General features: G+C 65.4%; 29 protein-coding genes, 1 tRNA gene and 1 pseudogene. 18 read left to right on the forward strand and 13 right to left on the reverse strand.

The window, feature by feature from the left end:
- The first annotated feature begins 148 nt into the window (after positions 1-148).
- The 3 genes from DIE13_RS09940 to DIE13_RS09950 all read left to right on the forward strand — a co-directional run bounded on the left by DIE13_RS09940 (position 149) and on the right by DIE13_RS09950 (position 2,707).
- Positions 149-847 carry a YfiR family protein gene (locus DIE13_RS09940; RefSeq protein WP_124826981.1) on the forward strand — a complete coding sequence of 233 codons (699 nt, stop codon included), beginning with the start codon at positions 149-151 and terminating at the stop codon, positions 845-847.
- Positions 844-2,112, forward strand: coding sequence for a diguanylate cyclase domain-containing protein (locus tag DIE13_RS09945; protein WP_124826982.1), 1,269 nt, complete (start codon positions 844-846; stop codon positions 2,110-2,112). Before DIE13_RS09940 ends, DIE13_RS09945 begins: the two co-directional genes overlap by 4 nt.
- Positions 2,113-2,197: 85 nt before the next feature.
- The gene (locus tag DIE13_RS09950) at positions 2,198-2,707 is read left to right on the forward strand and encodes an OmpA family protein (RefSeq protein ID WP_124826983.1); all 510 of its coding nucleotides are present in this window, start codon (positions 2,198-2,200) and stop codon (positions 2,705-2,707) included.
- A gap of 320 nt (positions 2,708-3,027) precedes the next feature.
- On the opposite strand, the pseudogene DIE13_RS09955 reads toward DIE13_RS09950, so the two are convergent.
- A pseudogene (locus DIE13_RS09955) lies at positions 3,028-3,777 on the reverse strand (IS256 family transposase); the annotation flags it as partial.
- A gap of 38 nt (positions 3,778-3,815) precedes the next feature.
- Here DIE13_RS09955 and DIE13_RS32830 point away from each other — a divergent pair.
- Both DIE13_RS32830 and DIE13_RS09960 read left to right on the forward strand, forming a co-directional pair.
- A complete protein-coding gene (locus DIE13_RS32830) occupies positions 3,816-3,992 on the forward strand; it encodes a hypothetical protein (protein WP_175750802.1) in 177 nt (58 codons plus the stop codon).
- A gap of 468 nt (positions 3,993-4,460) precedes the next feature.
- Complete coding sequence (locus DIE13_RS09960) at positions 4,461-4,682, forward strand: hypothetical protein (protein ID WP_175750803.1); 222 nt, start codon at positions 4,461-4,463, stop codon at positions 4,680-4,682.
- A gap of 260 nt (positions 4,683-4,942) precedes the next feature.
- Here the strand turns inward: DIE13_RS09960 and DIE13_RS09965 are convergent, their stop codons facing one another.
- Positions 4,943-5,563, reverse strand: a complete 621-nt coding sequence (locus DIE13_RS09965; RefSeq protein WP_175750804.1) for a hypothetical protein — start codon at positions 5,561-5,563, stop codon at positions 4,943-4,945.
- An 811-nt stretch (positions 5,564-6,374) separates the two neighbouring features.
- Here DIE13_RS09965 and DIE13_RS09970 point away from each other — a divergent pair.
- From DIE13_RS09970 to DIE13_RS09995, 6 genes are all read left to right on the forward strand, one after another.
- Positions 6,375-7,493, forward strand: a complete 1,119-nt coding sequence (locus DIE13_RS09970) for a branched-chain amino acid ABC transporter substrate-binding protein (RefSeq protein ID WP_124826984.1) — start codon at positions 6,375-6,377, stop codon at positions 7,491-7,493.
- A 174-nt stretch (positions 7,494-7,667) separates the two neighbouring features.
- Positions 7,668-8,594: a high-affinity branched-chain amino acid ABC transporter permease LivH gene (gene livH, locus DIE13_RS09975; protein WP_124826985.1), complete on the forward strand. Its 927-nt coding sequence runs from the start codon at positions 7,668-7,670 to the stop codon at positions 8,592-8,594.
- Positions 8,595-8,605: 11 nt separating this feature from the next.
- Positions 8,606-9,877 carry a high-affinity branched-chain amino acid ABC transporter permease LivM gene (locus tag DIE13_RS09980; protein ID WP_124826986.1) on the forward strand — a complete coding sequence of 424 codons (1,272 nt, stop codon included), beginning with the start codon at positions 8,606-8,608 and terminating at the stop codon, positions 9,875-9,877.
- Entirely contained in the window at positions 9,874-10,647 is a 774-nt protein-coding gene (gene livG, locus DIE13_RS09985) for a high-affinity branched-chain amino acid ABC transporter ATP-binding protein LivG (protein WP_124826987.1), read from the forward strand. The genes DIE13_RS09980 and livG overlap by 4 nt, the downstream gene beginning before the upstream one ends.
- Entirely contained in the window at positions 10,647-11,348 is a 702-nt protein-coding gene (locus tag DIE13_RS09990; RefSeq protein ID WP_096501694.1) for an ABC transporter ATP-binding protein, read from the forward strand. Before livG ends, DIE13_RS09990 begins: the two co-directional genes overlap by 1 nt.
- A gap of 166 nt (positions 11,349-11,514) precedes the next feature.
- Positions 11,515-11,865 carry a VOC family protein gene (locus DIE13_RS09995; RefSeq protein WP_124826988.1) on the forward strand — a complete coding sequence of 117 codons (351 nt, stop codon included), beginning with the start codon at positions 11,515-11,517 and terminating at the stop codon, positions 11,863-11,865.
- A 26-nt stretch (positions 11,866-11,891) separates the two neighbouring features.
- Here the strand turns inward: DIE13_RS09995 and DIE13_RS10000 are convergent, their stop codons facing one another.
- The 3 genes from DIE13_RS10000 to DIE13_RS10010 all read right to left on the reverse strand — a co-directional run bounded on the left by DIE13_RS10000 (position 11,892) and on the right by DIE13_RS10010 (position 14,587).
- Positions 11,892-12,299: a DUF2000 domain-containing protein gene (locus tag DIE13_RS10000; RefSeq protein WP_124826989.1), complete on the reverse strand. Its 408-nt coding sequence runs from the start codon at positions 12,297-12,299 to the stop codon at positions 11,892-11,894.
- Positions 12,300-12,343: 44 nt separating this feature from the next.
- On the reverse strand, positions 12,344-13,201 hold the full coding sequence (locus DIE13_RS10005; RefSeq protein WP_124826990.1) for an AraC family transcriptional regulator: 858 nt from the start codon (positions 13,199-13,201) through the stop codon (positions 12,344-12,346).
- Positions 13,202-13,285: 84 nt separating this feature from the next.
- Positions 13,286-14,587 carry an aspartate aminotransferase family protein gene (locus DIE13_RS10010; RefSeq protein ID WP_124826991.1) on the reverse strand — a complete coding sequence of 434 codons (1,302 nt, stop codon included), beginning with the start codon at positions 14,585-14,587 and terminating at the stop codon, positions 13,286-13,288.
- An 81-nt stretch (positions 14,588-14,668) separates the two neighbouring features.
- On the opposite strand from DIE13_RS10010, the gene DIE13_RS10015 reads away from it, so the two are divergent.
- The 6 genes from DIE13_RS10015 to DIE13_RS10040 all read left to right on the forward strand — a co-directional run bounded on the left by DIE13_RS10015 (position 14,669) and on the right by DIE13_RS10040 (position 20,882).
- Entirely contained in the window at positions 14,669-15,553 is an 885-nt protein-coding gene (locus tag DIE13_RS10015) for a LysR family transcriptional regulator (protein ID WP_175750807.1), read from the forward strand.
- 236 nt (positions 15,554-15,789) lie between these two features.
- Positions 15,790-16,689: a LysR substrate-binding domain-containing protein gene (locus DIE13_RS10020; protein ID WP_124826993.1), complete on the forward strand. Its 900-nt coding sequence runs from the start codon at positions 15,790-15,792 to the stop codon at positions 16,687-16,689.
- Positions 16,690-16,851: 162 nt separating this feature from the next.
- The gene (locus DIE13_RS10025; RefSeq protein ID WP_124826994.1) at positions 16,852-17,601 is read left to right on the forward strand and encodes an SDR family NAD(P)-dependent oxidoreductase; all 750 of its coding nucleotides are present in this window, start codon (positions 16,852-16,854) and stop codon (positions 17,599-17,601) included.
- Between the two features lie 74 nt (positions 17,602-17,675).
- Complete coding sequence (locus DIE13_RS10030) at positions 17,676-19,001, forward strand: MFS transporter (protein ID WP_124826995.1); 1,326 nt, start codon at positions 17,676-17,678, stop codon at positions 18,999-19,001.
- Between the two features lie 40 nt (positions 19,002-19,041).
- On the forward strand, positions 19,042-19,887 hold the full coding sequence (locus DIE13_RS10035) for a transketolase (RefSeq protein WP_124826996.1): 846 nt from the start codon (positions 19,042-19,044) through the stop codon (positions 19,885-19,887).
- Positions 19,884-20,882 (forward strand): transketolase family protein, encoded by a 999-nt coding sequence (locus tag DIE13_RS10040; protein WP_124826997.1) that lies wholly within the window; start codon positions 19,884-19,886, stop codon positions 20,880-20,882. The genes DIE13_RS10035 and DIE13_RS10040 overlap by 4 nt, the downstream gene beginning before the upstream one ends.
- A gap of 150 nt (positions 20,883-21,032) precedes the next feature.
- On the opposite strand, the gene DIE13_RS10045 is transcribed toward DIE13_RS10040, so the two are convergent.
- Positions 21,033-21,117: transfer RNA gene (locus DIE13_RS10045), tRNA-Leu, on the reverse strand.
- A gap of 149 nt (positions 21,118-21,266) precedes the next feature.
- On the opposite strand from DIE13_RS10045, the gene DIE13_RS10050 reads away from it, so the two are divergent.
- On the forward strand, positions 21,267-22,592 hold the full coding sequence (locus tag DIE13_RS10050; RefSeq protein WP_124826998.1) for a leucine-rich repeat-containing protein kinase family protein: 1,326 nt from the start codon (positions 21,267-21,269) through the stop codon (positions 22,590-22,592).
- A gap of 28 nt (positions 22,593-22,620) precedes the next feature.
- Here DIE13_RS10050 and DIE13_RS10055 read toward each other — a convergent pair whose 3' ends face one another.
- From DIE13_RS10055 to DIE13_RS10080, 7 genes are all read right to left on the reverse strand, one after another.
- Positions 22,621-22,800, reverse strand: a complete 180-nt coding sequence (locus tag DIE13_RS10055; protein WP_233410034.1) for a hypothetical protein — start codon at positions 22,798-22,800, stop codon at positions 22,621-22,623.
- A gap of 4 nt (positions 22,801-22,804) precedes the next feature.
- Positions 22,805-22,978 (reverse strand): hypothetical protein, encoded by a 174-nt coding sequence (locus DIE13_RS32835; RefSeq protein WP_175750809.1) that lies wholly within the window; start codon positions 22,976-22,978, stop codon positions 22,805-22,807.
- A gap of 32 nt (positions 22,979-23,010) precedes the next feature.
- Positions 23,011-23,457, reverse strand: a complete 447-nt coding sequence (locus DIE13_RS10060; RefSeq protein ID WP_124827045.1) for a copper chaperone PCu(A)C — start codon at positions 23,455-23,457, stop codon at positions 23,011-23,013.
- Between the two features lie 76 nt (positions 23,458-23,533).
- Positions 23,534-23,899 carry a copper resistance protein CopC gene (locus tag DIE13_RS10065; RefSeq protein WP_124826999.1) on the reverse strand — a complete coding sequence of 122 codons (366 nt, stop codon included), beginning with the start codon at positions 23,897-23,899 and terminating at the stop codon, positions 23,534-23,536.
- Entirely contained in the window at positions 23,896-24,138 is a 243-nt protein-coding gene (locus tag DIE13_RS10070) for a hypothetical protein (RefSeq protein WP_124827000.1), read from the reverse strand. Before DIE13_RS10070 ends, DIE13_RS10065 begins: the two co-directional genes overlap by 4 nt.
- Positions 24,139-24,230: 92 nt before the next feature.
- Positions 24,231-24,608, reverse strand: a complete 378-nt coding sequence (locus DIE13_RS10075) for a DUF2946 domain-containing protein (protein ID WP_124827001.1) — start codon at positions 24,606-24,608, stop codon at positions 24,231-24,233.
- Positions 24,609-24,723: 115 nt separating this feature from the next.
- Positions 24,724-25,218 (reverse strand): SRPBCC family protein, encoded by a 495-nt coding sequence (locus DIE13_RS10080; RefSeq protein ID WP_124827002.1) that lies wholly within the window; start codon positions 25,216-25,218, stop codon positions 24,724-24,726.
- Positions 25,219-25,225: the final 7 nt, after the last annotated feature.

Here is a 25,225-nt window from a genome sequence, read left to right on the forward strand (position 1 = left end):
CTTTTCGACGTGATTCGCGGGTGTATCCCACTGGTTTGGGATACGCATTTTTACCTAAGATGGAAGCGTTCGTGCGTGTGAGACGGTGTCGGCACGCGCATGGCAAGCCGGGGCATCACCTGGAACGACTGCGGCAGATGTTTCCATCATGGATGCGAGAGTGTGCGCGGCGGTCGCGAACCATGCGGCCGCATCGACGCCAGCTGGCGCGGCGGCAATCGCCGCGTGGAGGGCGTCCGGCCGACCGGGTCGAGTCGCCTCGTTGCGGCATGCGTTCGTCGCAATCGTTTGCGTTCTGAGCGCCGCGCCGGGCGTAATGGCCGGGGTTTTCGCCGATGCGGATGTGCCGATCGACGCGGTGCAGATCGCCGCCGCAGTGCCTCCCGCCGATCCGGCGATTTCGTCATCCGACTCCGCCGTGCGCCAGGTCGTGCTCGGCATCGTCAGTTTCACGCGCTGGCCCGCGACGCCCGTTCGTCTGCATCTGTGCGTGACGGGCAAGCCCGACTACGCGGGCGGACTCACCGCCCCGTTGCAGGCTGGCTCGACCGTGCTCGACGTGGAGCGCGTACGCTTCGACGATCCCGCGCTGGGCATCGCGTGCGACGTCGTCTATCTCGGCACCCTCGGCAGCGACGAGCGAACGCGCGTGAGGGCCGCGTTGGCCGGCCACCCCGTGCTGACGATTGCCGAACACGATGCGTCCTGCACCGCGGGCGCGATGTTCTGCCTCACGGTCGACCGCGAACGCGTCACCTTCGACATCAATCTCGATGCCGTCGCGCGCAGCGGCGTGCGCGTCCATCCGAATGTCCTCAACCTCGCGCGGCGGCCGCTGACGCCATGACACGTTCCGCGTCCTCCATTTCGTCTTCACGTGTGCCGCGCCCGACGCTGCAGAGCGTGTTGCGCCGCGCGCATTTGCGCCTGGCTTTCGTCGCGGTTGCGATGGCTGCCGTGTCGCTGATCGTCGTCGCCGTGATCGCGTTGCGCGCATACGCCGGCAACAACCTGAACCTGCTGGCGCGCTCGCTGGGTTATACCGTCGAGGCGGCGCTCGTGTTCGGCGATCGCGTCGCCGCGAGCGAGGCCATCGCAACCATCGCCAACGACGAGGACGTCGCGCAGGTGGTGGTCACCGACAGCAAGGGCCAGTTGTTCGCGACCTGGAAGCTGCCTGCCGAAGGACGAATTGCCCGGCTCGAGCGCGGCGTCGCCGATCTTGCGCTGCCCGGGCCCGCGACCGTCCCGGTGATGCATGACGGCATCGTCGTTGGTCAGGTCATCGTGCGTGGCCGCGGACATCAGTTCTTCGGGTTCCTGCTCGGCGGCATCGGCGGCATTCTCGGCTGCCTGGCCGTCAGCGTGCTCGGCGCGTATGTCAGCTCGAAGCGTCTGCTTCGCAACATCGTCGCGCCGCTGCGCGCGCTTGCCGGCGTCGCGCACGCCGTGCGGCGCGAGCGGGCGTTCGCGCGGCGCGTCGAGCCCGTGGCGATCGCCGAACTGAACCAGCTCGGCGATGACTTCAATGCGTTGCTCGATGAATTCGAAGACTGGCAGAACACGCTGCGTGACGAGAACGCGTCGCTCGAACACCGGGCGACTCACGATGCGCTCACGGGGCTGCCCAACCGCGCGCAGTTCGAGACGCGTCTGTCGCTTGCGCTTTGCGATGCCGTCGTGACGGGGCAGCGGGTCGCGATCCTGTATCTCGACTGCGACCGCTTCAAGGAGATCAACGATTGTCTCGGACACGACGCGGGCGATGCGGTGCTGGTTGGCGTTGCCGCGCGGCTGCGCACGCAGGTGCGCGAGACCGATCTGGTCGCGCGCCTGGGCGGCGATGAGTTCGCGGTGATGCTGACGGCCGTGCGCGAAGCGGACAGCGTAGGCCGGATCGCCGACGCGATTTTGTCCGGCATGGTGCCGTCGATCGAGCTGTCCGACGGACGCATGGTGGCCACCATGATGAGTGCCGGCGTTGCGCTGTATCCCGACCATGCGTCCGACGCCAGCGGCTTGCTGCGCGCGGCCGATGCCGCGATGTACCGGGCCAAGCGTACGCGACCGGGGTCGTGGCAGCAGGCGGAAGGCGTTGCCGGACCGGTTTGAGGTCTATTGGTTTCGCGCTACGGGCGAGGCCGTAGCGGCGGGATAAAAAGCGCACGCGACGCGGGCGCGTACATAGGGGTCGATGATGGAAAACTCGTTGCCAGTGTGCATAGGGCGGATGTGCGTCGGGAGCGCGGTGCTGCTGTGCCTGCTGCTGGGCGGGTGCAAGACGGCGCCGCTGCATCGGGGGCTCACGCAGACGCAGGTCACGGCGCTGAAGTCGGCCGGTTTTCAGGAGACGGAGCAGGGGTTCGAGTTCGGGTCGACCGGGCCGATTTTGTTCGACTTCGATCGATATAACCTCCGGCCCGATGTGAGGCGGATTGTCGAGCGGATTGGCAGGACGTTGAAGTCGGCGGGGATCAATGGGGTCCGGGTTTATGGTTACTCGGATGAGGAAGGGGAAGCTGCTTACGATCTCGAGTTGTCGAGACGGCGGGCGGAGGTCGTTGCCATCGAGCTGGTGGATGTCGGGCTGGACGGGAAGCGCATCGTGATCGTCGGGAGGGGGAAGAGCGATCCGGTAGGAGATAACCGCACACCGGCCGGGCGGGCGCAGAACCGGCGGGCGGCGATCGTGATCTCGCCGAGGTGACGGGGCGCGCCGCGCACGGGCGTGCCTCGGGGCAATCCGTTGTAACTGTTTGCCACCATTGCGGGGCACATTCGCGCGCGTCCGTTCGCGCGCAGCGGACCTTGATGTACGTGGCATCCGGGACGTATCGGCGTCGTGAAACAGTCATGCGCGGCTGCAAGCCGTTCGACACGTTCGAAACGAGGATTTCAATTGCCTGAATAAAATCGTTCCGTCAGTTTTGAACGCTGCGTGGCCATGCTGCCAGCGCAGCGACGACCGGAACGTGTATGGCCCTGAACCTGTCCGCATTTTTGTGGGCGAGGCGGTTGAGCAGCACGTTATCCACGCGCCGGCATAAATCGGTCTCCGAACAGGATAGCAAACTGGTTCATCGCCGATTTCCAGTCGAAGGCGGTCCGTACGGTCTTGGCCAGCACATTGCGCAGCGCCAGCCAGAGCAGCTTGATGGCCGCCTCGTCATTCGGGAAGTGACCACGCGTCTTGATGATCTTGCGCAGCTGCATGTTCAGACTTTCTATGGCGTTTGTCGTGTATACAACCCGTCGAATTTCCGGCGGGAACACGAAGAACGGTACGACGTGCTCCCATGCCCGCTGCCACGATTGCACGATGGTCGGGTACTTCGCGCCCCAAGGACCGTCGGCGAAGTCTTGTAGCGCCTGCCTTGCCGCCTCTTCGCTGGCGACCGCGTAGATCGGGCGTAGCGCGGCGGCCAGTGCCTTGCGATCCTTGTAGCTGGCGTACTCGAGACTGTTGCGGATCAGATGCACAATGCAGGTCTGCACGGTTGTCCGCGGGTAGGCTGCGCTGATGGCCTCGGTCAATCCTTTTAGACCATCAACCACGGCGATCAGGATGCCCTGGCAGCCGCGCGTCTTGAGTTCGTTGAACACCTTGAGCCAGAACTTGGCGCCCTCGGTCTGCTCGATCCAGAGGCCGAGTACGTCGTGCTGGCCGTCGGCCTGAATGCTCAAAGCCATATAGACGGCCTTATTGCTGACCACGCCGTCGTCGCGGATCTTGACCCGCAGCGCGTCGAAGAAGACGACCGGATACATCGCCTCAAGTTTCGAGGCGTTTCTCGAGCTTTCTTTTGACTGGAGCGGTGGCATCACGCAGACCAATCCTGGCGACAGCCGGCACGCTGTTTCTGCAGAAGAATGCGGTGCCCGACGAGGTCGGGCACGGATACTTCCTTGGCGCAAAGGGTACGCTCGACTATTTCCGCGCGCCGGGGTTGAGCGTGCTCTTCATGAGTACGCCGGACGCGTCAGTGCGCTGAAGTCGCCCGTCGGCAGGGTCAGCGGATCCGGTCGTCCGAAGGGAAGCAACAGGCGCTTTTGTCCCGAAACGCGTTCTTGCGCTGAGTGAAGCCGATTCATTCAAACTGTTTCGAATCGTTGCGTTCCGAGGCCGACCGACGTCTGTTTCAGCTCACTTTTTCCGTTCGCATCGTCGCATGCAATAGCCCGGTGGGTGCTGACGAAATTACGTGCCTATGCCTAATGGCTAACGCTCGCGCAAGCGGAAAATATATGGTGTTAGCGATGGTCTAATAGAAGTATTCAATGCTGATCGCGCGCGAACGAGCGCTAAGCAGCCTGTAGATCCGGTCCAAGCACTATTTCATCGATGAAGTGGAAAGGGAGGAATCCGAAATATAAAAAACACTGCAGTAAACGAGCGCGGGCCGCAAGTGCTACCAACACTCACGACCCGCTGGCCACAGCCAACTTACAAGGAGTTGCCCATGGCTAAGGCGAATGATAAAGCACGTCCCCCGATTGCGGAACGCTACGTGACGGTCCAGGAAATCTGGGGTGTTCCGAAAAGATTTGGTCCGAGGCCGAAGACGTTCTTTCCGTATATGAAGATTGGCGGAATGTGGCTCATCAATGACGTGGGTTTTGAGCCAGGCAAAAAGGTGCGGATAGCGGTCGATCCGGGATGGCTGGTCATCACGACGATGTGAGATGCGACAGCGGCGCTGTACATCGGCCCGATTCGTCTCGATGCGAATCGGCCGATCGGCTAGTGTGGCGCGAACCCCTACATTCAGACCGTGATCGCCGATGAGCCGGCGATACAAAAGGCCGCGCAGACAGCACCGCGCGGCCTGATCGAACTTCAACTCGCGCAAATGCGCGCCTCGGTGCAGCAAGCATGCAACCGCGGAGCGCAAGGCAGCACATCAAGCCGGGTAGGGCAGCAGCCTCCGGCCACGAAAAAACATCACCAGGCGATATTGCAAGACGACCGCGCCGTCCCAGCACCACCCGTCGCCGTGCAACGCGAACCCGCGCCGCCGTCATAAAACGTCCGCGTTTCTGGTTGCGGCACTGACGGATCGTACGGATTCGGCACAGCGTGCGGACCGCGCGCAGCATCGAAGGGCCACGCAGGCGCATACGCATTCCCGCCGCCACGCGCATGTGACCCATTGGCCCGCAGATATTCATTCCAGTTCAGCTCGCGCTGTTCGTGTCTCGGCAGCACGCGACCGAAGCTATCGTTCCCGCCCGCACCGAGCTCGACGCGATTCGAAGGCCAAACAGAATCGCGAGATCCATGTTCCGCCGAAGGCTGCGGTTTAAGCGAATCGCCCGAAACCCTCAACGGCCGCGTATCCGGCGTATCGAACGGACTGCGTTCAACCGGCGCCGCGTACTTCACGCGCTGCGTCGTTGGCACTGAACGCTCAACGTCCCGAGCCATAGCCCGACGTTCCGAACGAAACACATTGGCCCCGTCTGAACGATCGACCAGCGAATCGTGACCGGAAGCATCGACGGTAGAAACAGAAAGCGCGCAAGCAAGCGCGGCGGCAGAAGAAAAGCGAAGAGGAGGATTCATCGGGGCTCCGAACCACGTGATAAGCAATGAGAAAAAACGGCAGATCACTGGCTGGCGGCTCGGCGACGGAGGGGCGTCGACGCGGCCCTGAAGCGACTGCGAGGCGCGGAGGGTGCGACCCGCAGGAAGGCTGGCTGGATTGCAGAAGCGAGCCCGGATTATTTCATAAAAATCACAAAAAGCTTTCTGTGTGACGCCGCGCGTTAGCAATCAGAATGATTGACGCCCGTGGACTACCGCCCCGAGTCGGTGCACGCCCCAACAATCATCAGTCGAATAATTTTCAACGATCGGACCCCAAACAATCAAAAAGCAGCCTCCCACGAACCACCGAATCCCCAAAACCCAATCCCGGCAAGCCTGAACCTCACCAACCCACCCGAATCGCAACCCAATTGCACCCGTCCGCAAACGATGGTGCCACGATCAGGTTGCTACCGAGTAGCCACCCGGGAATCGGCAAGTTTCTCCGTGTTTTCCCCAAGAAGGGCGGCATTTTTGACAGACGATTAAAAAACGCCCATATAATTTCGGCTGCCTTGCCAACGGCTGTCGGACCATCCCTCCGATCAAGCGGTTGGCAAGCGGGGCAGGCGAAACGCTTGCGCAATGCAAGACGCATCACGATGTCTTTCCGAACCAGACGTCCCCTTCGGGGACTGCAAGAGCCGGGCCCCGCTACGCAACATTCCGCCGGAGTTCCGTCTTCTATGTGTCTCGGGCGTGTCCCATGTCCTCGCCCCGGGTGCTGTTCGATTGCGCAAGTCATGCCGCCTTTGCCCGTATGACTAACAACATCGAGGAGCTCCTGATGACGCTGTCCCGTCTTACGTCCATTTCCGTCGCCGCCGTGCTGTTCGCCGCGGGCGCCGCCGCCGCGCAAGCGGACACCGTGAAGATCGCCATCGCTGGCCCGATGAGCGGCTCGGTCGCCCAGTATGGCGACATGGTGAAGGCCGGCGCGCTGACCGCGATCGAGCAGATCAACGCCGCAGGCGGCGCGGGCGGCAACAAGTTCGAAGTGGTAATGATGGACGACGCATGCGAGCCGAAGCAGGCCGTCGCCGTCGCCAACAAGATCGTCAGCCAGAAGATCAAGTACGTGATTGGCCACGTGTGCTCGGGTTCGACGATTCCCGCGTCCGACATCTACGAAAACGAAGGCATCGTGATGGTCACGCCGTCGGCCACCGCGCCGCAGCTGACCGAAGGCAAGAAGCGCCACTTCATCTTCCGCACGATCGGCCGTGACGACCAGCAAGGCCCGGCTGCCGCGCAATACATCATCAACCACGTGAAGCCGAAGAAGGTTGCGGTCCTGCACGACAAGCAGTCGTACGGCCAGGGCATCGCGACGTCGGTGAAGAAGGACCTCGAAGCCGCGAAGATCCCGGTCGTGCTGTTCGAAGGCATCAACGCCGGCGATTCGGACTACTCGGCGATCATCACGAAGCTGAAGTCGCAAGGTGTCGATTTCGTCTACTTCGGCGGCTACCACCCGGAAATGGGCCTTCTGATGCGCCAGGCGCGCGAGCAGGGCGTGAAGGCCACGTTCATGGGGCCTGAAGGCGTGGGCAACAAGGACGTGACGGCCATCGCCGGCCCGGCTTCGGAAGGCATGCTGGTCACGCTGCCGGCCGACTTCTCGGCCGATCCGGCCAACGCGGCGCTGGTGAAGGCGTTCGCGGACAAGAAGCGCGATCCGAACGGCCCGTTCCAGATGCCGGCGTACGCAGCGGTGAAGATCATCGCCGACTCGATCGCGGGAGCGAAGACGACGGACCCGACGAAGGTCGCCGCGTACATGCACAAGACGACGTTCGACACGCCGATCGGCAAGGTCGCGTATGACGCACAGGGCGACCTGAAGGCGTTCAAGTTCGTCGTCTACACGTGGCACAAGGACGCGACGAAGACCGCCGCCAAGTAATACGGAGTACCCGCCCCCGCGCACCCGCTCTGCCCGTCACCCGGGCAGGGCGCGTGCGCATTTGGCCGTTGCGCGGCCAAGGGGCGGCCCGAGACGACACCGTGCGTTGCGCGCGGCCGACCGCCGTGATCCGGCGACGGCATGCGACACAGCGCCAACGGGAGCTTCCCGCACATGACTGACTTCTTTCCGCAATTCGCCCAGCAGCTGGTCAACGGCCTGACGCTGGGTGCGATCTATGCGTTGATCGCCATCGGCTATTCGATGGTCTATGGCATCATCGGCATGATCAACTTCGCCCATGGCGAGATCTACATGATCGGCGCGTACGTGGGCCTCGTAACCCTCACGGCCATCGGCATCTCCGCCGGTTATCCGCTGCCGCTCGTGCTCGGCGCCGCACTGATCGTGTCGGTGATCGTCACGGGGCTGTACGGCTTCGCGGTCGAGCGCGTCGCGTATCGCCCGCTGCGCGGCGGCCCGCGCCTCGTGCCGCTGATCTCCGCGATCGGCATGTCGATCTTCCTGCAGAACTACGTGCAGATCGGCCAGGGTGCGCGCGACGTGTCCGTGCCGATCCTGATCTCCGGCGCGTTCGACATCCATCTCGGCGGCGACTTCGACGTGACGATCCCGTATGCGCGTCTCCTGATCGTCTGCGTGACGCTCGTGCTGATGATCGCGCTCACGCTGTTCATCTCGCATTCGCGGATGGGCCGGGCGTGCCGCGCGTGCGCGGAGGACATGAAGATGGCGAACCTGCTCGGCATCGACACGAACCGCGTGATCTCGTTCACGTTCGTGCTCGGCGCGATGCTGGCGGCCGTCGGCGGCGTGCTGATCGGGCTGACGATCGGCAAGCTGAACCCGTATATCGGCTTCGTCGCAGGCATCAAGGCGTTCACCGCCGCGGTGCTAGGCGGGATCGGCAGCATCCCGGGCGCGATGCTCGGCGGCGTGCTGCTGGGCCTTGCCGAAACCTTCGCCGCAGGCTACATGCCGGCCGAGTACAAGGACGTCGTCGCGTTCGGCCTGCTCGTGCTGATCCTGCTCTTCCGCCCGACCGGCCTGCTCGGCAAGTCGGACATCGAAAAGGTTTGACGGAGACGCAGATGAGTACAGTCATTTCCGTTCGCCGCCCGGCCGCCGACGCTTCGTTCGGCCAGGCGCTGAAGAATGCCGTGGCCGCCGCGATCCTGACGGCGATCCTCACGATCCCCGTGCTCGGGCTGCAACTGAAGCTCGACGGCTACCAGGTCGTGCTGACGCCGCACTGGCGACCGGTGTGGATCGCGGTCGCGGGCGTGTTCCTGTTCCAGTTGTTCAAGCCGTGGCTCATGCGCGCCAAAGCGGCCGTGAAGCTGCCGGCAGCGCCCGCGATGGGCGCGCGGCAGCAGCGCGCGATCATCTGGGTGCTCCTCGCGGTCGGGCTCGTGTGGCCGTTCTTCGGCTCGCGCGGTGCAGTGGACGTCGCGACGCTCGCGCTGATCTACGTGATCCTCGGTCTGGGGCTGAACATCGTGGTCGGTTTCGCGGGGCTGCTGGATCTCGGCTATGTCGGGTTCTACGCGGTCGGCGGCTATACGTACGCGATGCTGAACCAGTATTTCGGGCTGTCGTTCTGGGAGTGCCTGCCGCTCGCGGCGATCGCGGCGGCGACGTTCGGCTTCCTGCTCGGCTTCCCGGTGCTGCGCTTGCGCGGCGACTATCTGGCGATCGTCACGCTCGGCTTCGGCGAAATCATCCGCCTGCTCGCAAACAACCTGACCGACCTGACGGGCGGTCCGGACGGCATCTCGAGCATTCCGAAGCCGACGGTGTTCGGCTTCGAGATGGCGCGCACGGCGAGCGTCGAAGGCGCGAAGACCTTCCATGAACTGATCGGGCTGGAGTACAGCGGCGAGCACATGGTGATCTTCCTGTACCTGATCGCGCTGCTGCTGGTCGGCTTCACGCTGTTCGTGACGAGCCGCCTGATCCGCATGCCGATGGGGCGCGCGTGGGAAGCGCTGCGCGACGACGAGATCGCGTGCCGTTCGCTCGGCCTGAACCCGACGCGCATCAAGCTGTCGGCGTTCACGCTCGGCGCGGCGTTCGCGGGCATCGGCGGCGCGTTCTTCGCGGCGCGTCAGGGCCTCGTGAATCCTGAATCGTTCACCTTCATCGAATCGGCGCTGATTCTCGCGATCGTCGTGCTCGGCGGGATGGGCTCGCAGCTCGGCGTGATTCTCGCGGCGATCCTGCTGACCGTGTTGCCGGAAGTCGCGCGCGGGTTCGCCGAGTACCGGATGCTGATCTTCGGTCTGGTGATGGTGCTGATGATGATGTGGCGTCCGCAGGGCCTGCTGCCCGCGAGCCGTCCCCACGTGGAGTTGCCGCAATGAGCGCGAATGCAGAACTGTTGAAGGTCGCCGGGCTGCAGATGCGCTTCGGCGGGTTGCTCGCGGTGGACGGCATCGATTTCGATGTGCGCCGCAACGAGGTGTTTGCGATCATCGGGCCGAACGGCGCGGGCAAGACCACGGTGTTCAACTGCGTCGGCGGCTTCTACAAGCCGACCGGCGGCGACGTCGTGCTCGACGGCCACGCGATTGGCGGGCTGCCGAGCCACAAGATCGCGTTGAAGGGCCTGGTGCGCACGTTCCAGAACATCCGCCTGTTCAAGTCGCTCACCGTCGTCGAGAACCTGCTCGTCGCGCAACATCGCAAGGTGAAGTCGGGGCTGCTGCATGGCCTGTTCGCGACGCCCGCATATCGTCACGCGGAGAAGGAGGCGCTCGAACGTGCGGCGGTATGGCTCGACCGGATGGGGCTGAAGGCGGTCGCCAACCGGCCGGCCGGCACGCTGTCGTACGGGCACCAGCGGCGCCTGGAGATCGCGCGCTGCATGATCACCGAGCCGCGCCTCTTGATGCTCGACGAGCCGGCGGCCGGCCTCAACCCGCAGGAAAAGATCGAACTGCAGCACCTGATCGACAAGCTGCGCCGTGAATTCGGCGTATCGGTGCTGCTGATCGAACACGACATGAGCCTCGTGATGGGCGTGTCGGACCGCATCCTCGTGATGGAGCACGGCCGGCCGATCGTGATCGGCACGCCGGAAGCGGTCCGCAACGACCCGCGCGTGATCAAGGCGTATCTGGGGGAAGAGTGATGCTGAAGCTGGAACAGGTCCATACGCACTACGGCGCGGTGGAGGCGCTCGCGGGCGTGTCGATCGAGGTGAACAAGGGCGAGATCGTCACGCTGATCGGCAGCAACGGCGCCGGCAAGACGACGCTGATGATGACCGTGTGCGGCACGCCGCGCGCCTCGTCGGGCCGCGTGCTGTTCGAGGGCAACGACATCACCGGGATGTCGACGCACCAGATCATGCGGCAGGGGATGGCAATCTCGCCGGAAGGGCGGCGCGTGTTCCCGAGCCTGACGGTGCTCGAGAACCTGAAGATGGGCGGCTTCTTCGCGAGCCGTCACGAGATCGACGACGGCATCGAGCATGTGTTCAAGCTGTTTCCGCGGCTGAAGGAGCGCGCGACGCAGCGGGCCGGCACGATGTCGGGCGGCGAGCAGCAGATGCTGGCGATCGGCCGTGCGCTGATGAGCAAGCCGCGCTTGCTGCTGCTCGACGAGCCGACGCTCGGCCTCGCGCCGCTCGTGATCGCGCAGATCTTCGACATCATCCGTGCGATTCGCGACGAGGGCGTCACGGTGTTCCTGGTCGAGCAGAACGCGAACAAGGCGCTGGGTGTGGCCGATCGCGGTTACGTGCTCGAAACGGGGCGCGTGGTACTGGCCGACACGGGCGCGAACCTGCTCGCGAACGACCGGATCAAGCAGGCCTATCTCGGCGGTTGAGGCGGGAAGCCGCCGGCCTGCAACGGGCCGGCGGCCGACAGGAGTGATGTAGCCGATTTGGCTCCGATCGCGGCAAATTGGGCCGAACCCGGTGAAGCACTGCCCGACTTGCCATAAAGTAGGTAGCCATTCCCGTCAAATCGCATTCGCATTCGAGAGGAATCCCATGAAAGTCAAACGCATCGTCGCGAACGTCGACACGCAGTCCGTCGACGACGCCAGGCGTTTTTACCAACGGATCTTCGGCCTCGACCTGCTGATGGACCACGGCTGGATCGCGACTTACGGCAATGCCGAGCAGATGGACGTGCAGATCAGCTTCGCATCGGAGGGCGGATCGGGTACGCCGACCCCCGACCTTTCGATCGAGGTCGACGACGTTGATGAAGCGCTGGAACGTGTGCGTGCAGCCGGCATTCCCGTCGAATACGGCCCGGCCGACGAACCGTGGGGCGTGCGGCGTTTCTACGTCCGCGATCCGTTCGGCAAGCTCGTCAACGTGCTCGCTCACAGCTGACTCGAAGCGGCGGCGTCGCCCGAGCCTCACGCGTGCAGCGCCAATCCTTTCACCGCCTTGTCCACGGCCTTCTTCGGTCCGTGTAACGCCAGGCCGACCAGGTCGGGATTCGCCGCATCTTCGGCGCGAAACGCTTCGCGGTTGGCTGCATCGTGCCCGGTCGAAAACATCGCGCGCACGTAGGGCACGATCGTGAGTTCGCGCGACAGCGCCTGGCGGTGCGCGGCCTGCAACCCGTTCAAGTCGGCCGAGAACACCAGCATCGGCTGGCCGAGCATCCGGCTGTAGCGGCGGCCTGCCGCATCCTCGTAAGGCTCGCCGAGCGCTTCGGGCGCACCGGCCGCGACGCCCGTCGCGAGAAACGCGATCACATTGAGTTTCTGCCACGTCGCGAGATCGTCGCGCACGATCAATGCCACTTTCGTATCGAACATGAGTGCTCCTCGTTGAAGCGCTCATGATCGAATACCGTGCGAGATCAGTCTGGAACGTTTGTGCAGAGCTGCCGGTACGCGGCCGGCGTGATCCGGTAAGCGCGGCGGAACCAGCGGCCCAGATGGCTCTGGTCGGCGAAACCGACATCCGCGGCTGCCTGGGCGGGGGTACGGCCGGCCGCGAGCAACCGGCGCGCGGCGCGCAGCCGCAGGCGCACCAGGTAGGCGTGCGGCGATGTGCCGAATGCACGCTGGAACATGCGCGTCAGCCGGAACCGGTCGATGCCGGCGACGCCGGCGAGTTCGTCGAGGCCGATGTTGCCGTCCATGTGCTCATGCAGCAGATCGCGCACGCGCGCGATCGCGGGCGGCACGACGCCGCTTTCCGGCGCGAGCGGGCCGCGCAGTTCGCCGCCGAGCCGCATCAGCAGGCGATCCAGTGTCTGGTCGCGTGCGAGCCGGCCTTCGTTGTCGTGGATTGCAAAAAAGGCGTTCCGGATCGCCTCGACGAGGCTGCTGTCGTCGACGAGCGTATGGCCGAAGGTGGCTTCGACAGCGCCGAGCCCCGGCAGGTCCAGACGGTGCGCGGCGCGCGCGACCCAGGCTTGCGGCAGGTACAGCATGCCGTAGGTGAAGCCGCCGGCTTCGGGCGCGTGGCCGTCGTGCATCGCGCCGGGCTCGATCAGGATCGCGCGGCCCGGCACGCTCGTATGCAGCGACCGGTGGCACTGGAAGCGTTGCACGCCTTGTTCGGTGAAGCCGACGAGCATGTCGTCGTGATCGTGCGCATCGTACGCGTGGCCGTTGAAATGCGCGTGCAGGCTTTCGATACCCGTTTCCGCGTCGCGCCGCGCGACGAGCCAGTGGTCGGTCGTGCCGGTTCCGTTCACAGCGGTTGTCATCGCTTGCCTCGTTCGCCGTCGTTGCCTGCCCGGTAGTGTACGCAGATCGCGCTAAACCGGTATGGCAGCGACGGGACCGCGCGGCTAGCGTGTGCGCGCGATCGCCTGTTCCAGCAGCGACAGGCCGAGGTCGATCTCGGCCTCGCTGACGGTCAGCGGCGGCGCGATGCGGAACACGCCGCCCATGCCGGGCAACTGCACGATGTTCATGCTGAGCCCGAGGTTCATGCATTCGCGCGTGATCTTCGCGCCGAGGCCGTCCGCCGGTTCCTTCGTCCGGCGATCCTTGACGATCTCGACGCCGAGCAGCAAGCCGCGCCCGCGCACGTCGCCGATGCAGTCGAAGCGCTCCATCAGGTCGAGCAGGCCGCGCCGCAGCCGTTCGCCCATCACGTTCGCGCGCCGGACGAGGCCGTCGCGCTGCACCACGTCGAGCACGCGCAGGCCGACCGCGGCGGGCAGCGGATCCGATACGTGCGTCGTATAGAACAGGTAGCCGAGCTCGTGCGCGCGTTCCTCGATCTGCGCGGACGTGACGACGGCCGCGAGCGGCAGCCCGGCGCCGAGCGTCTTCGACAGCGTGAGGATGTCTGGCGTCACGCCGTCGCGCTGGCACGCGAACATCGTGCCGGTCCGGCCGACGCCCGTCTGCGCTTCGTCGAGGATCAGCAGCATCCCGCGCGCTTCGCACTTGCGCTTGAGCGCCGCCATGTAGCCTTCCGGCAATTCGATGATGCCGCCCGAGCTGAGGATCGGCTCCGCGATGAACGCGGCGAGGTTGCCGCTCGACTGGCGGTCGATCAGGTCGAACGCATAGTCGAGCTCGGCGAGAGGGTCGTACGTGCCGTTGTGCTCGAAGCGCGGCCGGTACGTGAACGGCGCCGGAATCGCGAACGAGCCGACGGCGGCCGGGCCGACGCCTTTGCGCCCGGCGCTGTACGTGGCGGACGCCGCGGCGCCCGTCATCCCGTGCCACGACTGCGCGAAGCCGACGATCTCGTACTTGCCGGTGACGAGCTTCGCCATCCGGATCGCCGCTTCGTTCGATTCCGCGCCGGTGCTCAGCAGCAGCGCGCGGTCGAGCCCCGGCGGCGTGATGTCGGCCAGGCGCGTCGCGAGATCGACGACCGGACGCGACAGCATTCCGCTGAACAGGTGGTCGAGCTTGCCGGCGTATTCGCCGATCACGGAGACGATCTCCGGGTGGCTGTGCCCGAGCACCGCGCTCATCTGGCCCGACGTGAAGTCGAGGATCGCGCGGCCGTCCGCGTCGTAGATGAAGCTGCCTTGCGCACGCTCGATGATCATCGGCTCGAATGTGCCGCCGTAGCGGATCAGGTGCTGTCTGGCGTTGCGCCAGAAGGTTGCGTCGTCGTTCAGGGACATCGGGCTTCTCCGGCAAGGGCAAGGGCAGGGGTCGCTTGCAGTCTAGGCGCCGGTCTGGTTTGATGGAAACGAATAGTTCTTATGCAAGGTAGAAAAGGAGCTAATACCTTGGGGCGCTCGCTCGAAATCGACCTGCTGCGCTCGTTCGTCGTGATCGCCGAGGTGCGCTCGCTCAGCCGCGCGGCGGCGCGGGTCGGCCGCACGCAGTCCGCGCTGAGCCAGCAGATGCGGCGGCTCGAGGAGGTCGTCGATCAGCCGCTGTTCCAGCGCACCGGCCGCGGCGTACTGCTGACGCATCCCGGCGAGCGGCTGCTCGCGCATGCGCAGCGTATCCTGCGGCAGCACGACGAGGCGATGGCCGACCTGTGCGGCACGGGGCTGTCGGGCAGCATCCGTTTCGGCTGCCCGGACGATTACGCGGCTGTGTTCCTGCCGACGCTGTTGCGGCAGTTCTCGAACCAGCATCCGCAGGCGATCGTCGAAGTCGTGTGCGGGCCGACGCCGCGCTTGCTCGAGCAACTGGACAAGCGGGCGGTCGATCTGGCGATGATCTCGTTGCCGGACGACGATTCGGACGATGACTTCATTCGTCGCGAGCAACTGGTCTGGATCGGTTATCCGGGCCTGGATGCCGCGCAGTTCGACCCGTTGCCGCTCGCGCTGTCCGATCCCGATACGCTCGATCACATCGCGGCTTGCGAGGCGCTGGATCGAGCGGGGCGCGATTACCGCGTCGCGTATGCGAGCAGCAGCCTTGCGGGGCTGACCGCGCTGGTGCGTTCCGGGCAGGCGTTCGCGGTGATGACGCAGACGGCCGTGCCCGCGGATCTGGCGATTCTCGCCGGCGACCGCGGGTTGCCGCCGTTGCCGGCGGTGGGGATCACGCTTAAGTTCGACCGGAAGCGGCCGTCGCATCTGACGGTCGCGTTTGCCGAGCACATTCGGGCGGTGTTGCCTGTGCTGTGATGCGAAGTCTTCGCTCCGGACAATGACGCGGCGGCCGTCAGTCGTTCGGCATCACCGCGAAGGTTGTCCGCGACGGGATCGCGCGAAAACCGCGTGTCGATCCGCGGGGACGCGCGGCCGGAGCCGGCCGGCGCTCTAGAATTGACCCCTGATCGACCGGGATGCCGCGGCCCGGTCGATGCTTCGATACCGCCGCCGGCCTGTCGGACGAACCGCTCTCTTCAACGGATTCCAGCATGCGCATCCCACCGCTCAAGGCAATCATCGCATTCGAAAGCGTGGCCCGAACCAAAAGCGTCAACCGCGCGGCGGAAGAGCTCGGCCTGACCGCGTCCGCCGTGAGCCACCAGCTCAGCAACCTCGAATCGCAGATCGGTCAGCCGTTGTTCCAGCGCTCGGGGCGCGGCCTCGTCCTCACGCCCACCGGGGAACGCTACCTGGCGGACGTCACCGGCTCGCTGGCCGATCTGAGCCGCGCCACCGAGCGCGCGTCGAGTCGCACGGAGGTCGATATCCTGCGCGTGCATTCGAGCCCGAGCTTCGGGCTGATGTGGCTGCTGCCGCGGCTGTCGTCGTTTCAGGAGGCGAACGGCGATATCCAGCTGAACCTGGCGTGCTCGTACGAAAACGTGTCGTTCTCGAACGGCTTCTACGATATCGATGTGCGTCACGGTTACGGCAACTGGGACAATCTCGAGGTCAAAACGGTGCGCGGCGAGTTCATCGCGCCGCTCGCTTCGCCGCGATACCTGGAACGGCATCCGGTGAACGCGCCGGAGGACCTGCTCGCGCACCGGCTGATCTATTCCGAAACGCCGCTGGTGCAATGGAAGCAGTGGTTCGGCAGGACCGGCGTGTCGCTCGCCACGCAGAAAACCTTCGATTTTTCATTCGACCGCTCGTACATGTCGCTCGAAACCGCCGCGCTGGGTCTCGGCATTGCGCTCGAAAGCCTGATGCTTGCGTCGGTGAAGATCCGGGAAGGGCTGCTGGTGCCGGTGTTCGACGCGACCCACGCGGTCGAAGTCGGCGCGCATCATCTCGTGTATCCGCGGCAGAACGCGGAGCTGCCGCGCGTGAAGCGCTTCCTCTCGTGGATCGAGCGCGAGGTCGCGGCGCACGGGCGGGCGAGCTGAGCGTCGCGCGTCCGCTCTGCAGGCGATATTGCGCTGCAGCACGCCGCGACGGGGCGCGCGGCGACATCTGAAATTTTCTCAGCTATGGCTGAGCGTTTCCGCGTTGATGCGGGTGTCGGGCAAGCCGACACTCTGCACACACATCAACACAGGAGACAAACGATGTTGCTCGACCACAAGACCATCATCGTGACCGGCGCCGCGTCGCCGCGCGGTATCGGCAAGGCCACGGCCCGCGCACTGGCCGCGCAGGGCGCGCGCGTGGCGATCCTCGACCTTCGCCGCGAAGACGCGCAGGCCGCCGCGGCGGACCTCGGCCCGGGCCACCTTGGCCTGGCATGCGACGTGACCGACCGCGACGCGTGCGAGGCGGCTGCCCGCGCGACGCTCGAGCGCTTCGGCCGCATCGACGGCCTCGTGAACAACGCCGGCATCACGCAGCCGGTGCGGACGATGGAGATTTCCGGGCGCGACTTCGACGCGATTGTCGACGTGAACCTGCGCGGCACGCTGTACATGTCGCAGGCGGTGCTGCCGGCGATGCAGGAGCAGCGCGGCGGCAGCATTGTCTGCATGTCGTCGGTGTCCGCGCAGCGCGGCGGCGGCATCTTCGGCGGGCCGCACTACAGCGCCGCGAAGGCCGGCGTGCTGGGTCTCGCGAAGGCGATGGCGCGCGAATTCGGCGCCGACCATATCCGCGTCAATTCGATCACGCCGGGCCTGATCCAGACCGACATCACGGGCGACAAGCTGACGCCCGCGATGCGCGAGGACATCGTCAAGGGCATTCCGCTCGGCCGGCTCGGCGATGCCGCCGATGTCGCCAACGCGTGCCTGTTCCTGCTGAGCGACCTGTCGAGCTACCTGACGGGCGTCACGCTCGACGTCAACGGCGGCATGCTGATCCACTGAGAACGGCGCCGCGACACGCGCGGCGCCGCCCATCACGCACCCGGGACAACCCGGGGCCATGGCAGGAGACAAAGATGAGAGCAAAGTACCCCGCACCGCCCGTTCAGGGCGAGATGCTGCAACGGGACGATGCGTCGACGTTCGAGGCGGCCACGTATGCGAAGGTGGCGCGCCGGCTGATCCCGTTCCTGATGTTGTGCTACCTGGGCGCGTATCTCGACCGGGTCAACGTCGGGTTCGCGAAACTGCAGATGCTCAACGACCTGCGCTTCAGCGAGACGGTGTATGGCGTGGGCGCAGGCATTTTCTTTCTCGGCTACTTTCTGTTCGAAGTGCCAAGCAATCTGATCCTGCATCGCGTCGGTGCGCGCCGCTGGCTCGCGCGCATCATGCTGACCTGGGCCGTGATTTCCGCGAGCTTCGTGTTCGTGAAGTCGCCCATCGCGTTCTACGTGCTGCGGTTTCTGCTCGGCGTCGCCGAAGCGGGCTTTGCGCCGGGCGTGATCCTGTATCTCACGTACTGGTTCCCGTCGGCGCGTCGCGCGAAGGCGCTGTCGCTGTTCTTCATGGCGATTCCGCTCGCGGGGATCGTCGGCGGCCCGCTATCCGGCGCGATCATGCATTCGCTGCACGGCGCGATGTCGATGGCCGGCTGGAAGTGGCTGTTCCTGCTCGAAGCGCTGCCGTCGTGCGTGCTGGGTTTTGCGATCCTGCTGTATCTCGACGATGGCATCGACCGCGCGAAATGGCTGACCGATGCCGAAAAGGCCTTGCTGGCACGCAACGTGTCGGCCGATGCCGCGCACACGACCGCCCACCTGTCGATCCGCGCGTTCGTCGCCGATCGCCGGCTGTGGCTGATGGCCGCGATCTACTTCTGCGTCGTGCTCGGGCAGTACGGCCTCACGTTCTGGCTGCCCACGATCATTCGCAAGGCCGGCGTCGCCGATCCGCTGTGGGTCGGACTGTTCACCGCGATTCCGTATGCGTGCGCGATCGTCGCATTGCCGCTGATCGGCATGAGCGCGGATCGTCGTCGCGAGCGCCGCTTCCATCTCGCGGTGCCGATGCTGATCGCGGCGGCGGGCTTCGCGACGTTGCCGATACTGGGCAGCGTCGGCGCGTCGATCGTGTGCCTGAGCATTGCGTCCGCCGGCATTCTCGCGGCGTCGTCGCAGTTCTGGTCGCTGCCGACGGCGCTGCTGGGCGGCATGTCGGCGGCGGCGGGCATCGCCGCGGTCAACTGCGTCGCCAACCTCGCGGGCTTCTTTTCGCCGGCGATCGTCGGCTGGTTGAACGACCTGACCGGCAAGTCCACCGCCGGGCTGATCTTCATCTCCGTCGCGATCACGGTCGGCGCGCTGCTCGTGTTCCGGGTGCCCCGATCCGTCAACCGCTGATTCGACCTGCATTCCTTCCGATCCAATACTGGAGCTATCGATGGATACCGAAACCATCCATGAAGCGGTCACGCTCGCCGAGCGCGCGTACCGCATCCGCAGAAACGCCGTGCTGATGGGCGAAGTCCAGGGCCAGGGTTATGTCGGCCAGGCGCTCGACATCGCCGACGTGCTGGCCGTCGCGTACTTCGGCGCGATGCGCTATCGCCCCGACGATCCCGAGTGGGAAGGGCGCGACCGCTTCCTGCTGTCGAACGGTCACTATGCGATCGCGCTGTACGCGGCGCTGTTCGAAGCCGGCATTCTGCCGGCAGAGGAACTCGAAACCTACGGCAGCGACGACAGCCGTTTGCCGATGTCCGGGATGGCGAGCTACACGCCCGGGATGGAGATGTCCGGCGGTTCGCTCGGGCAGGGCTTGACGATTGCGGTCGGCCGTTGCCTCGGGCTCAGGCGCAACGGCTCGGACGCATTCGTCTATACGCTGTTCTCGGACGGCGAACTCGACGAAGGCGCGATCTGGGAAGGATTGATGTCGGCCGCGCACTGGAAGCTCGACAATCTGATCGCGATCGTCGACGTGAACAACCAGCAGGCCGACGGCCCGTCGACGCAAATCATGGCGTTCGAGCCGCTGGCCGACAAGCTCGAAGCTTTCGGCTGGTACACGCAACGCGTGGACGGCAACGACATCGACGCGGTGAAGCGCGCATTCGACAATGCGCGCCGGTACGACAAGCCGCAGCCGCGCATCATCGTTTGCGACACGAAGATGGGACGCGGCGTGCCATTCCTCGAAGCACGCGAGAAGAGCCATTTCATTCGCGTCGATGCGCACGAGTGGAAACTCGCGCTCGACGCGCTCGAAGCAGGGAGACACGCATGAGCACCGCCGACAACAAACCGCGCCTGAAGACTTCCGCGATGATCGCATCCATCGCGGCCGAAGGGCAGGCGACCCGTGCCGCGCCGTTCGGCCATGCGCTGGCGAGCCTCGCGCGTACGAACGGCAACGTGATCGGCATGACGGCCGATCTCGGCAAGTACACCGACCTGCACATCTTCGCGAAGGAATTTCCCGAGCGCTACTATCAGATGGGCATGGCCGAGCAGTTGCTGATGGGGGCCGCCGCCGGGTTCGCGCACGAAGGGGCGCAGCCGTTCGTCACGACCTATGCGGTGTTCGCGACGCGCCGCGCGTACGACTTCATCCATCAGGCGATCGCCGAGGACAATCTCGACGTGAAGCTCGTGTGTGCATTGCCTGGCCTCACGACCGGTTACGGGCCGAGCCACCAGGCGGCCGAGGATCTGGCGCTGATGCGCGCGATGCCGAACATGACCGTGATCGATCCGTGCGACGCGCTGGACATCGAGCAGATGGTGCCGGCGATGGCCGCGCACAAGGGGCCGGTGTATGCACGTCTGCTCCGTGGCAACGTGCCGGTCGTGCTCGACGAATACGACTACCGGTTCGAACTCGGCAAGGCCAAGCTGCTGCGCGACGGCAACGACGTGCTGCTGATCTCGTCCGGGATCATGACGATGCGTTCGCTCGAGGTCGCGAAGGCGCTTGAAGCCGACCGCATCGATGCCGCCGTGCTGCACGTTCCGACGATCAAGCCGCTCGATACGGCGACCATCGTTCGGGAGGCGCGGCGCAAGGGACGCATGGTGATCGTCGCGGAGAACCATACGGTGATCGGCGGACTCGGCGAAGCGGTGGCGACTGCGTTGCTGGCGGACGGCGTTGCCGCGCCGTTCCGCCAGATCGCGCTGCCGGATGCCTACCTCGCCGCGGGCGCGTTGCCGACGCTGCACGATCGCTACGGGATCTCGGCCAGCGCGATGCGGGAGAATATCAGGTCGTGGGTGGGGTGAAGGATCGAATCCGGGGCGGCGACACGGGTGCGTGCCTGCGGCTCCGGATCGCAATCGGGTCGTCTACGGCGCCCCGGAAACAAAAAAACCGCGAAGCGTTGCGCTGTCGCGGTTTTTTGCACATGCCCGAAACACGGTGAAAACCGTATCTGGTGCCGACGGCGAGACTCGAACTCGCACAGCTTTCGCCACTACCCCCTCAAGATAGCGTGTCTACCAATTTCACCACGTCGGCACTTCAGTACTGCAAGGGGCGCTATTCTAACGTCACTTTTTGCGTTTGTGAAGAGGATGTGACGCGGTGCGCGCGGCACGCGAAAGCGATCCCGGTAAAATTCGTCCGATCGATCCGACGATCATCGCAATCACAACTGCTTTCCCTCCGTGACGACCACTCTTGAACAATTGCAGGCCGGCCAACTGTCGGGCGCCCGCCAACTCAAGCTCGCGTGCGGGCTTACCGAATTTCCGCGCGAAATCTTCGATCTGGCAGACACGCTCGAAGTGCTCGACCTGTCCGGAAATGCACTGTCCGCGCTGCCGGACGACCTGTCGCGGCTGCACCGTTTGCGCATCCTGTTCGCGTCGTCCAACCGCTTCACGGAATTCCCGGAAGTGCTCGGCACGTGTGCGCAACTCGACATGATCGGCTTCAAGGCGAACCGGATTCGCGCGGTGCCGCGCCATTCGCTGCCGCGCGCGTTGCGCTGGCTGATCCTGACCGACAACGAAATCGAAGAACTGCCCGCCGACATCGGTGACTGCTCGCGCCTGCAGAAGCTGATGCTCGCGGGCAACCGTCTGCGCGCGCTGCCCACGGAAATGGCCGCATGCCGCGCGCTCGAACTGGTGCGTCTGTCGGCGAACCGGCTCGACGCGCTGCCGGACTGGCTGCTGCGTTTGCCGCGGCTCGCGTGGCTCGCGGCCGCAGGCAATCCGCTCGGCGCCGCGCCGGAGGCGGCGGCTTCTGCCGAGCCGGGCGTTACGGACATCGACTGGACGTCGCTCTCCTGCGAACGGAAGCTCGGCGAAGGCGCATCGGGCGTCATCCACCGTGCGCGATGGCAGGCTAACGGTCGCGCGCCGCGCGCGGTCGCGGTCAAGCTGTTCAAGGGCGCGGTGACGAGCGACGGTCTGCCCGATTGCGAAATGGCCGCCTGCCTGCACGCGGGACGCCACACGAACATGATCCCGGTGATCGGCAAGGTGCGCGGTCATCCGGACGGCACGCACGGCCTCGTGATGGAACTGGTCGATCCGGCACTGACGAACCTCGCCGGGCCGCCGAGCTTCGCGACCTGCACGCGCGACGTGTATGCGGACGATGCGCGGTTCGCTCCGGCGGCCGCGGCACGGATCGCGCACGGCATCGCATCGGTCGCGGCGCATCTGCACGCACGCGGCATCATGCACGGCGATCTGTATGCGCACAACATCCTGCACGATGGCGAGGGCGGCGCGCTGCTCGGCGATTTCGGCGCGGCGTCGGTCTACGACGTGAATGACCGCGCGCACGCTGCGCGGCTCGAACGGCTGGAAGTCAGGGCATTCGGCTATCTGCTCGGCGAGTTGCTGGAGCGATGCGAGCCGCGCGCGCGGGACGGGGCGAGCGAACTTGAAGCGCTTGCGGCCGCGTGCCTGAACGAGGACGTCGATGAGCGTCCGTCGTTCGACGCGATTGCTGCTTCACTGGCTGTATTGAAGCGCTGACGTTTGCGCGCCGAAGGCATGCCGGCGCTTACACCTGCCGTGCGGTCAGCAGCTTGATCCCGAGCCCGACGAACAGCAGCCCGCTCGCGCGCCTGGCCGCGGGTACCCACGGGCTGACGCCGAAGTCTCGACGGAGCCGGTGCAGGCGATCGTCGCGGCGGTGCCGCGCGTGCCGTAGCGCACCGTGTTGCGGATCACCCCGATGCACCGTGTCAACGCGCGTCGCGCACGCAGTAAGCGGCGATCGACGACGGCAAGTCGATCGCGGCGGGCTGCGTCATCCATGCGATCCACGCCGCCCATAACCCGCAGACGATCAGCACGGCAACGTTCAGCGGCGTCCGGTAGCGGGCGATCAGGTCGGCCAGCGGCAGGCGTTCTTTCATGTTCGTCTCCATCGGTTGTGACGCAGGCGGCGTTACTGGCCCGTGTACGACGGCGCCTTCGCGTCGCAGGTCACGGACACCGTCGAGCCGTCGGCGAAATGCAGCCGGAACGGGATCTTCGCGCCGGGCGCGACGCTCTGGCGCGGTTGTTCGAGCATCACGTGATAGCTCTTCGGCTTGAACATCACCGTGCCGTGCGCGGGCACCTCGACCGCGTCGACGTGGACCATCTTCGCGGTGCTGCCGGCCGTCTGCGTTTCGTGCAGCATGGCCATCCCGAATGCCGGCGTGTCGATGCCCGTGAGCGTAGCGGGGGCGTCGCCGTCGTTCTTCAGGGTGAAGTAGCCGGACGACGGCACCGTCGCGGGCATTGCGCGGATCCAGCAGGCATCGGCCTGTACGGCTGGCGCGGCGAACGTGGCGGGAGCGTGCAGCGCGAACAGCGCAAACAGCAGGGCGGCCGGAATCGAGCGTTTCATCATGTGTTCTCCTTATCGAAAGTACGGAATGCGGATGGAGCGGCGATGCGCCCCTGACGATGCGGGCACGCGTGCGTCACTTCAGCGTGAACGCGTAGTGCCCCTGGGTCCGGTGGCCGTCGCTGGCCACCGCGACCCAGGCGACGGTGTAGGTGCCGGCCGTCAGGCTCGTCAGCGCGACGTGCATCCGCTTGTGGTTGCCGTCGTCGACGACGGCCTTGCCGGTCGCGACCGACTGGCCGTGGCTGTCGGTCACGGCGATCGAGCTGAATGCGGGCTCGAGCGCTTCGTCGAAATCGATCGTGACGGCTTGCGGTGCGGCGGTGAGCGTTTCGCCGGCGGCCGGCTGTTGCGTTTTCGGAAACGCGTGCGCGTGGGCGGCCTGGACGATGACGAAGGTCAGTGCGGCGATGGCGCCGCGGAAAAGCGCGGATGTTTTCATGGCTTGGAAAATGCGTTGTGGATCGGGGCGGGGAAAATGTCGTCGAGATGCGTACGAGCCCGCAGCAGGGTCGCGATGTGACCGTACTGGAAGTCGAACGCATCGCCGACGCTCGGGGTGTCGATGGTCATCGTGACGGCGTGCATGCGATCTTCCGCACTCGCGCATGCATGCTCATGCGCGGCGACGGCGACGCACGCGCACGGTGACATGCGGCGCGCGGCAATAAGGGTCGACATGATCGTCCTCGTGAACGTGACACGACACGGGCGCCGGCAGGGCGCGCGCGAACGGCGCGATGCGTTCAGGCATCGCGCGCTGTGGCTACGGTTCAGGCGGAGGCGGGTGGGGCGCGCGGCTGAGCGGCCGTGAGCGCCAACGCGCGCCGCAGGCTTTCGAAGCGGGTCGCTTCGCGATGCTGGATGACGCGCACATGGGCCGCGAACGTCAGTTCGGGCGCGGGTAGTGCGGGTGTATGGGCGAGCAGGTTGCAATAGCCGCACGCCTGCAAATGGGCTTGCAGGCTCTTCGACGGCGCATGCGTCCGATGGTCGCCGACAACCGGGCCGGCCGTGCAGTAACCGGCGAGCAATGCATCGACGCGGCCTTGCGTCGTCAGCGCCTGCGAGATCGTCGGCGCGAGTGCCGTCATCAGGATGGCGAGCATCCCGATCAGACTGCCGATCTTCCGGAGGCGACGACTGAGCATGCGATGAGCAGCGGCGTGAGGACTGCGATGGGGCGGATTATGCCACGCACCCCGCGAGGCCGGCATGCGCGCATCCGCATGCCGGGGATGGCGGGCAAGGGCCGGCAAGGGCCGGTTACGCGTGCGTCGCCAGATATTTCGTGATCAGCATCATCTGCGCGGCCCAGCCGTGATCGTTCATTTCGCGAGCCTTCGCGCGACGCGCTTCGATCAGTTGGTCGAACCCCGTTTCAGTGACCGTGAGCCGCGTGCCGCCGTTTTGCTCGGCGATCGCGAACGTGACGAGCGTCATCGGCTCGGCCGAGTAATCGAAGTTCGGATCGATCGCGAACGGATGCCAGCGGAACGAGAACAGTTGCTTCGGCTCGACGCGCTCGACGACGATTTCGAATACAGCGCCCGAGTAGGGCTCCTGGGCCTTGGCGACGACGTCGTCGATACGCGTCGGCGTGATGCGGCCGAATAGCGGCTGGCCTTCCGCGAACGGCCCGTCGAAGGTGACACCGAACCACGTGCCGAATTCCGCGGAATTGCCGATCGCTTCCCACACGCGCGCCGGCGGCGCGGCGAGCACGGCCTGTTTCTCGATGCGATCGGTTGACTGGGTCATCACACTC

The sequence above is a fragment of the Burkholderia sp. Bp9016 genome (genome assembly GCF_003857765.1).
GTDB lineage: Bacteria > Pseudomonadota > Gammaproteobacteria > Burkholderiales > Burkholderiaceae > Burkholderia.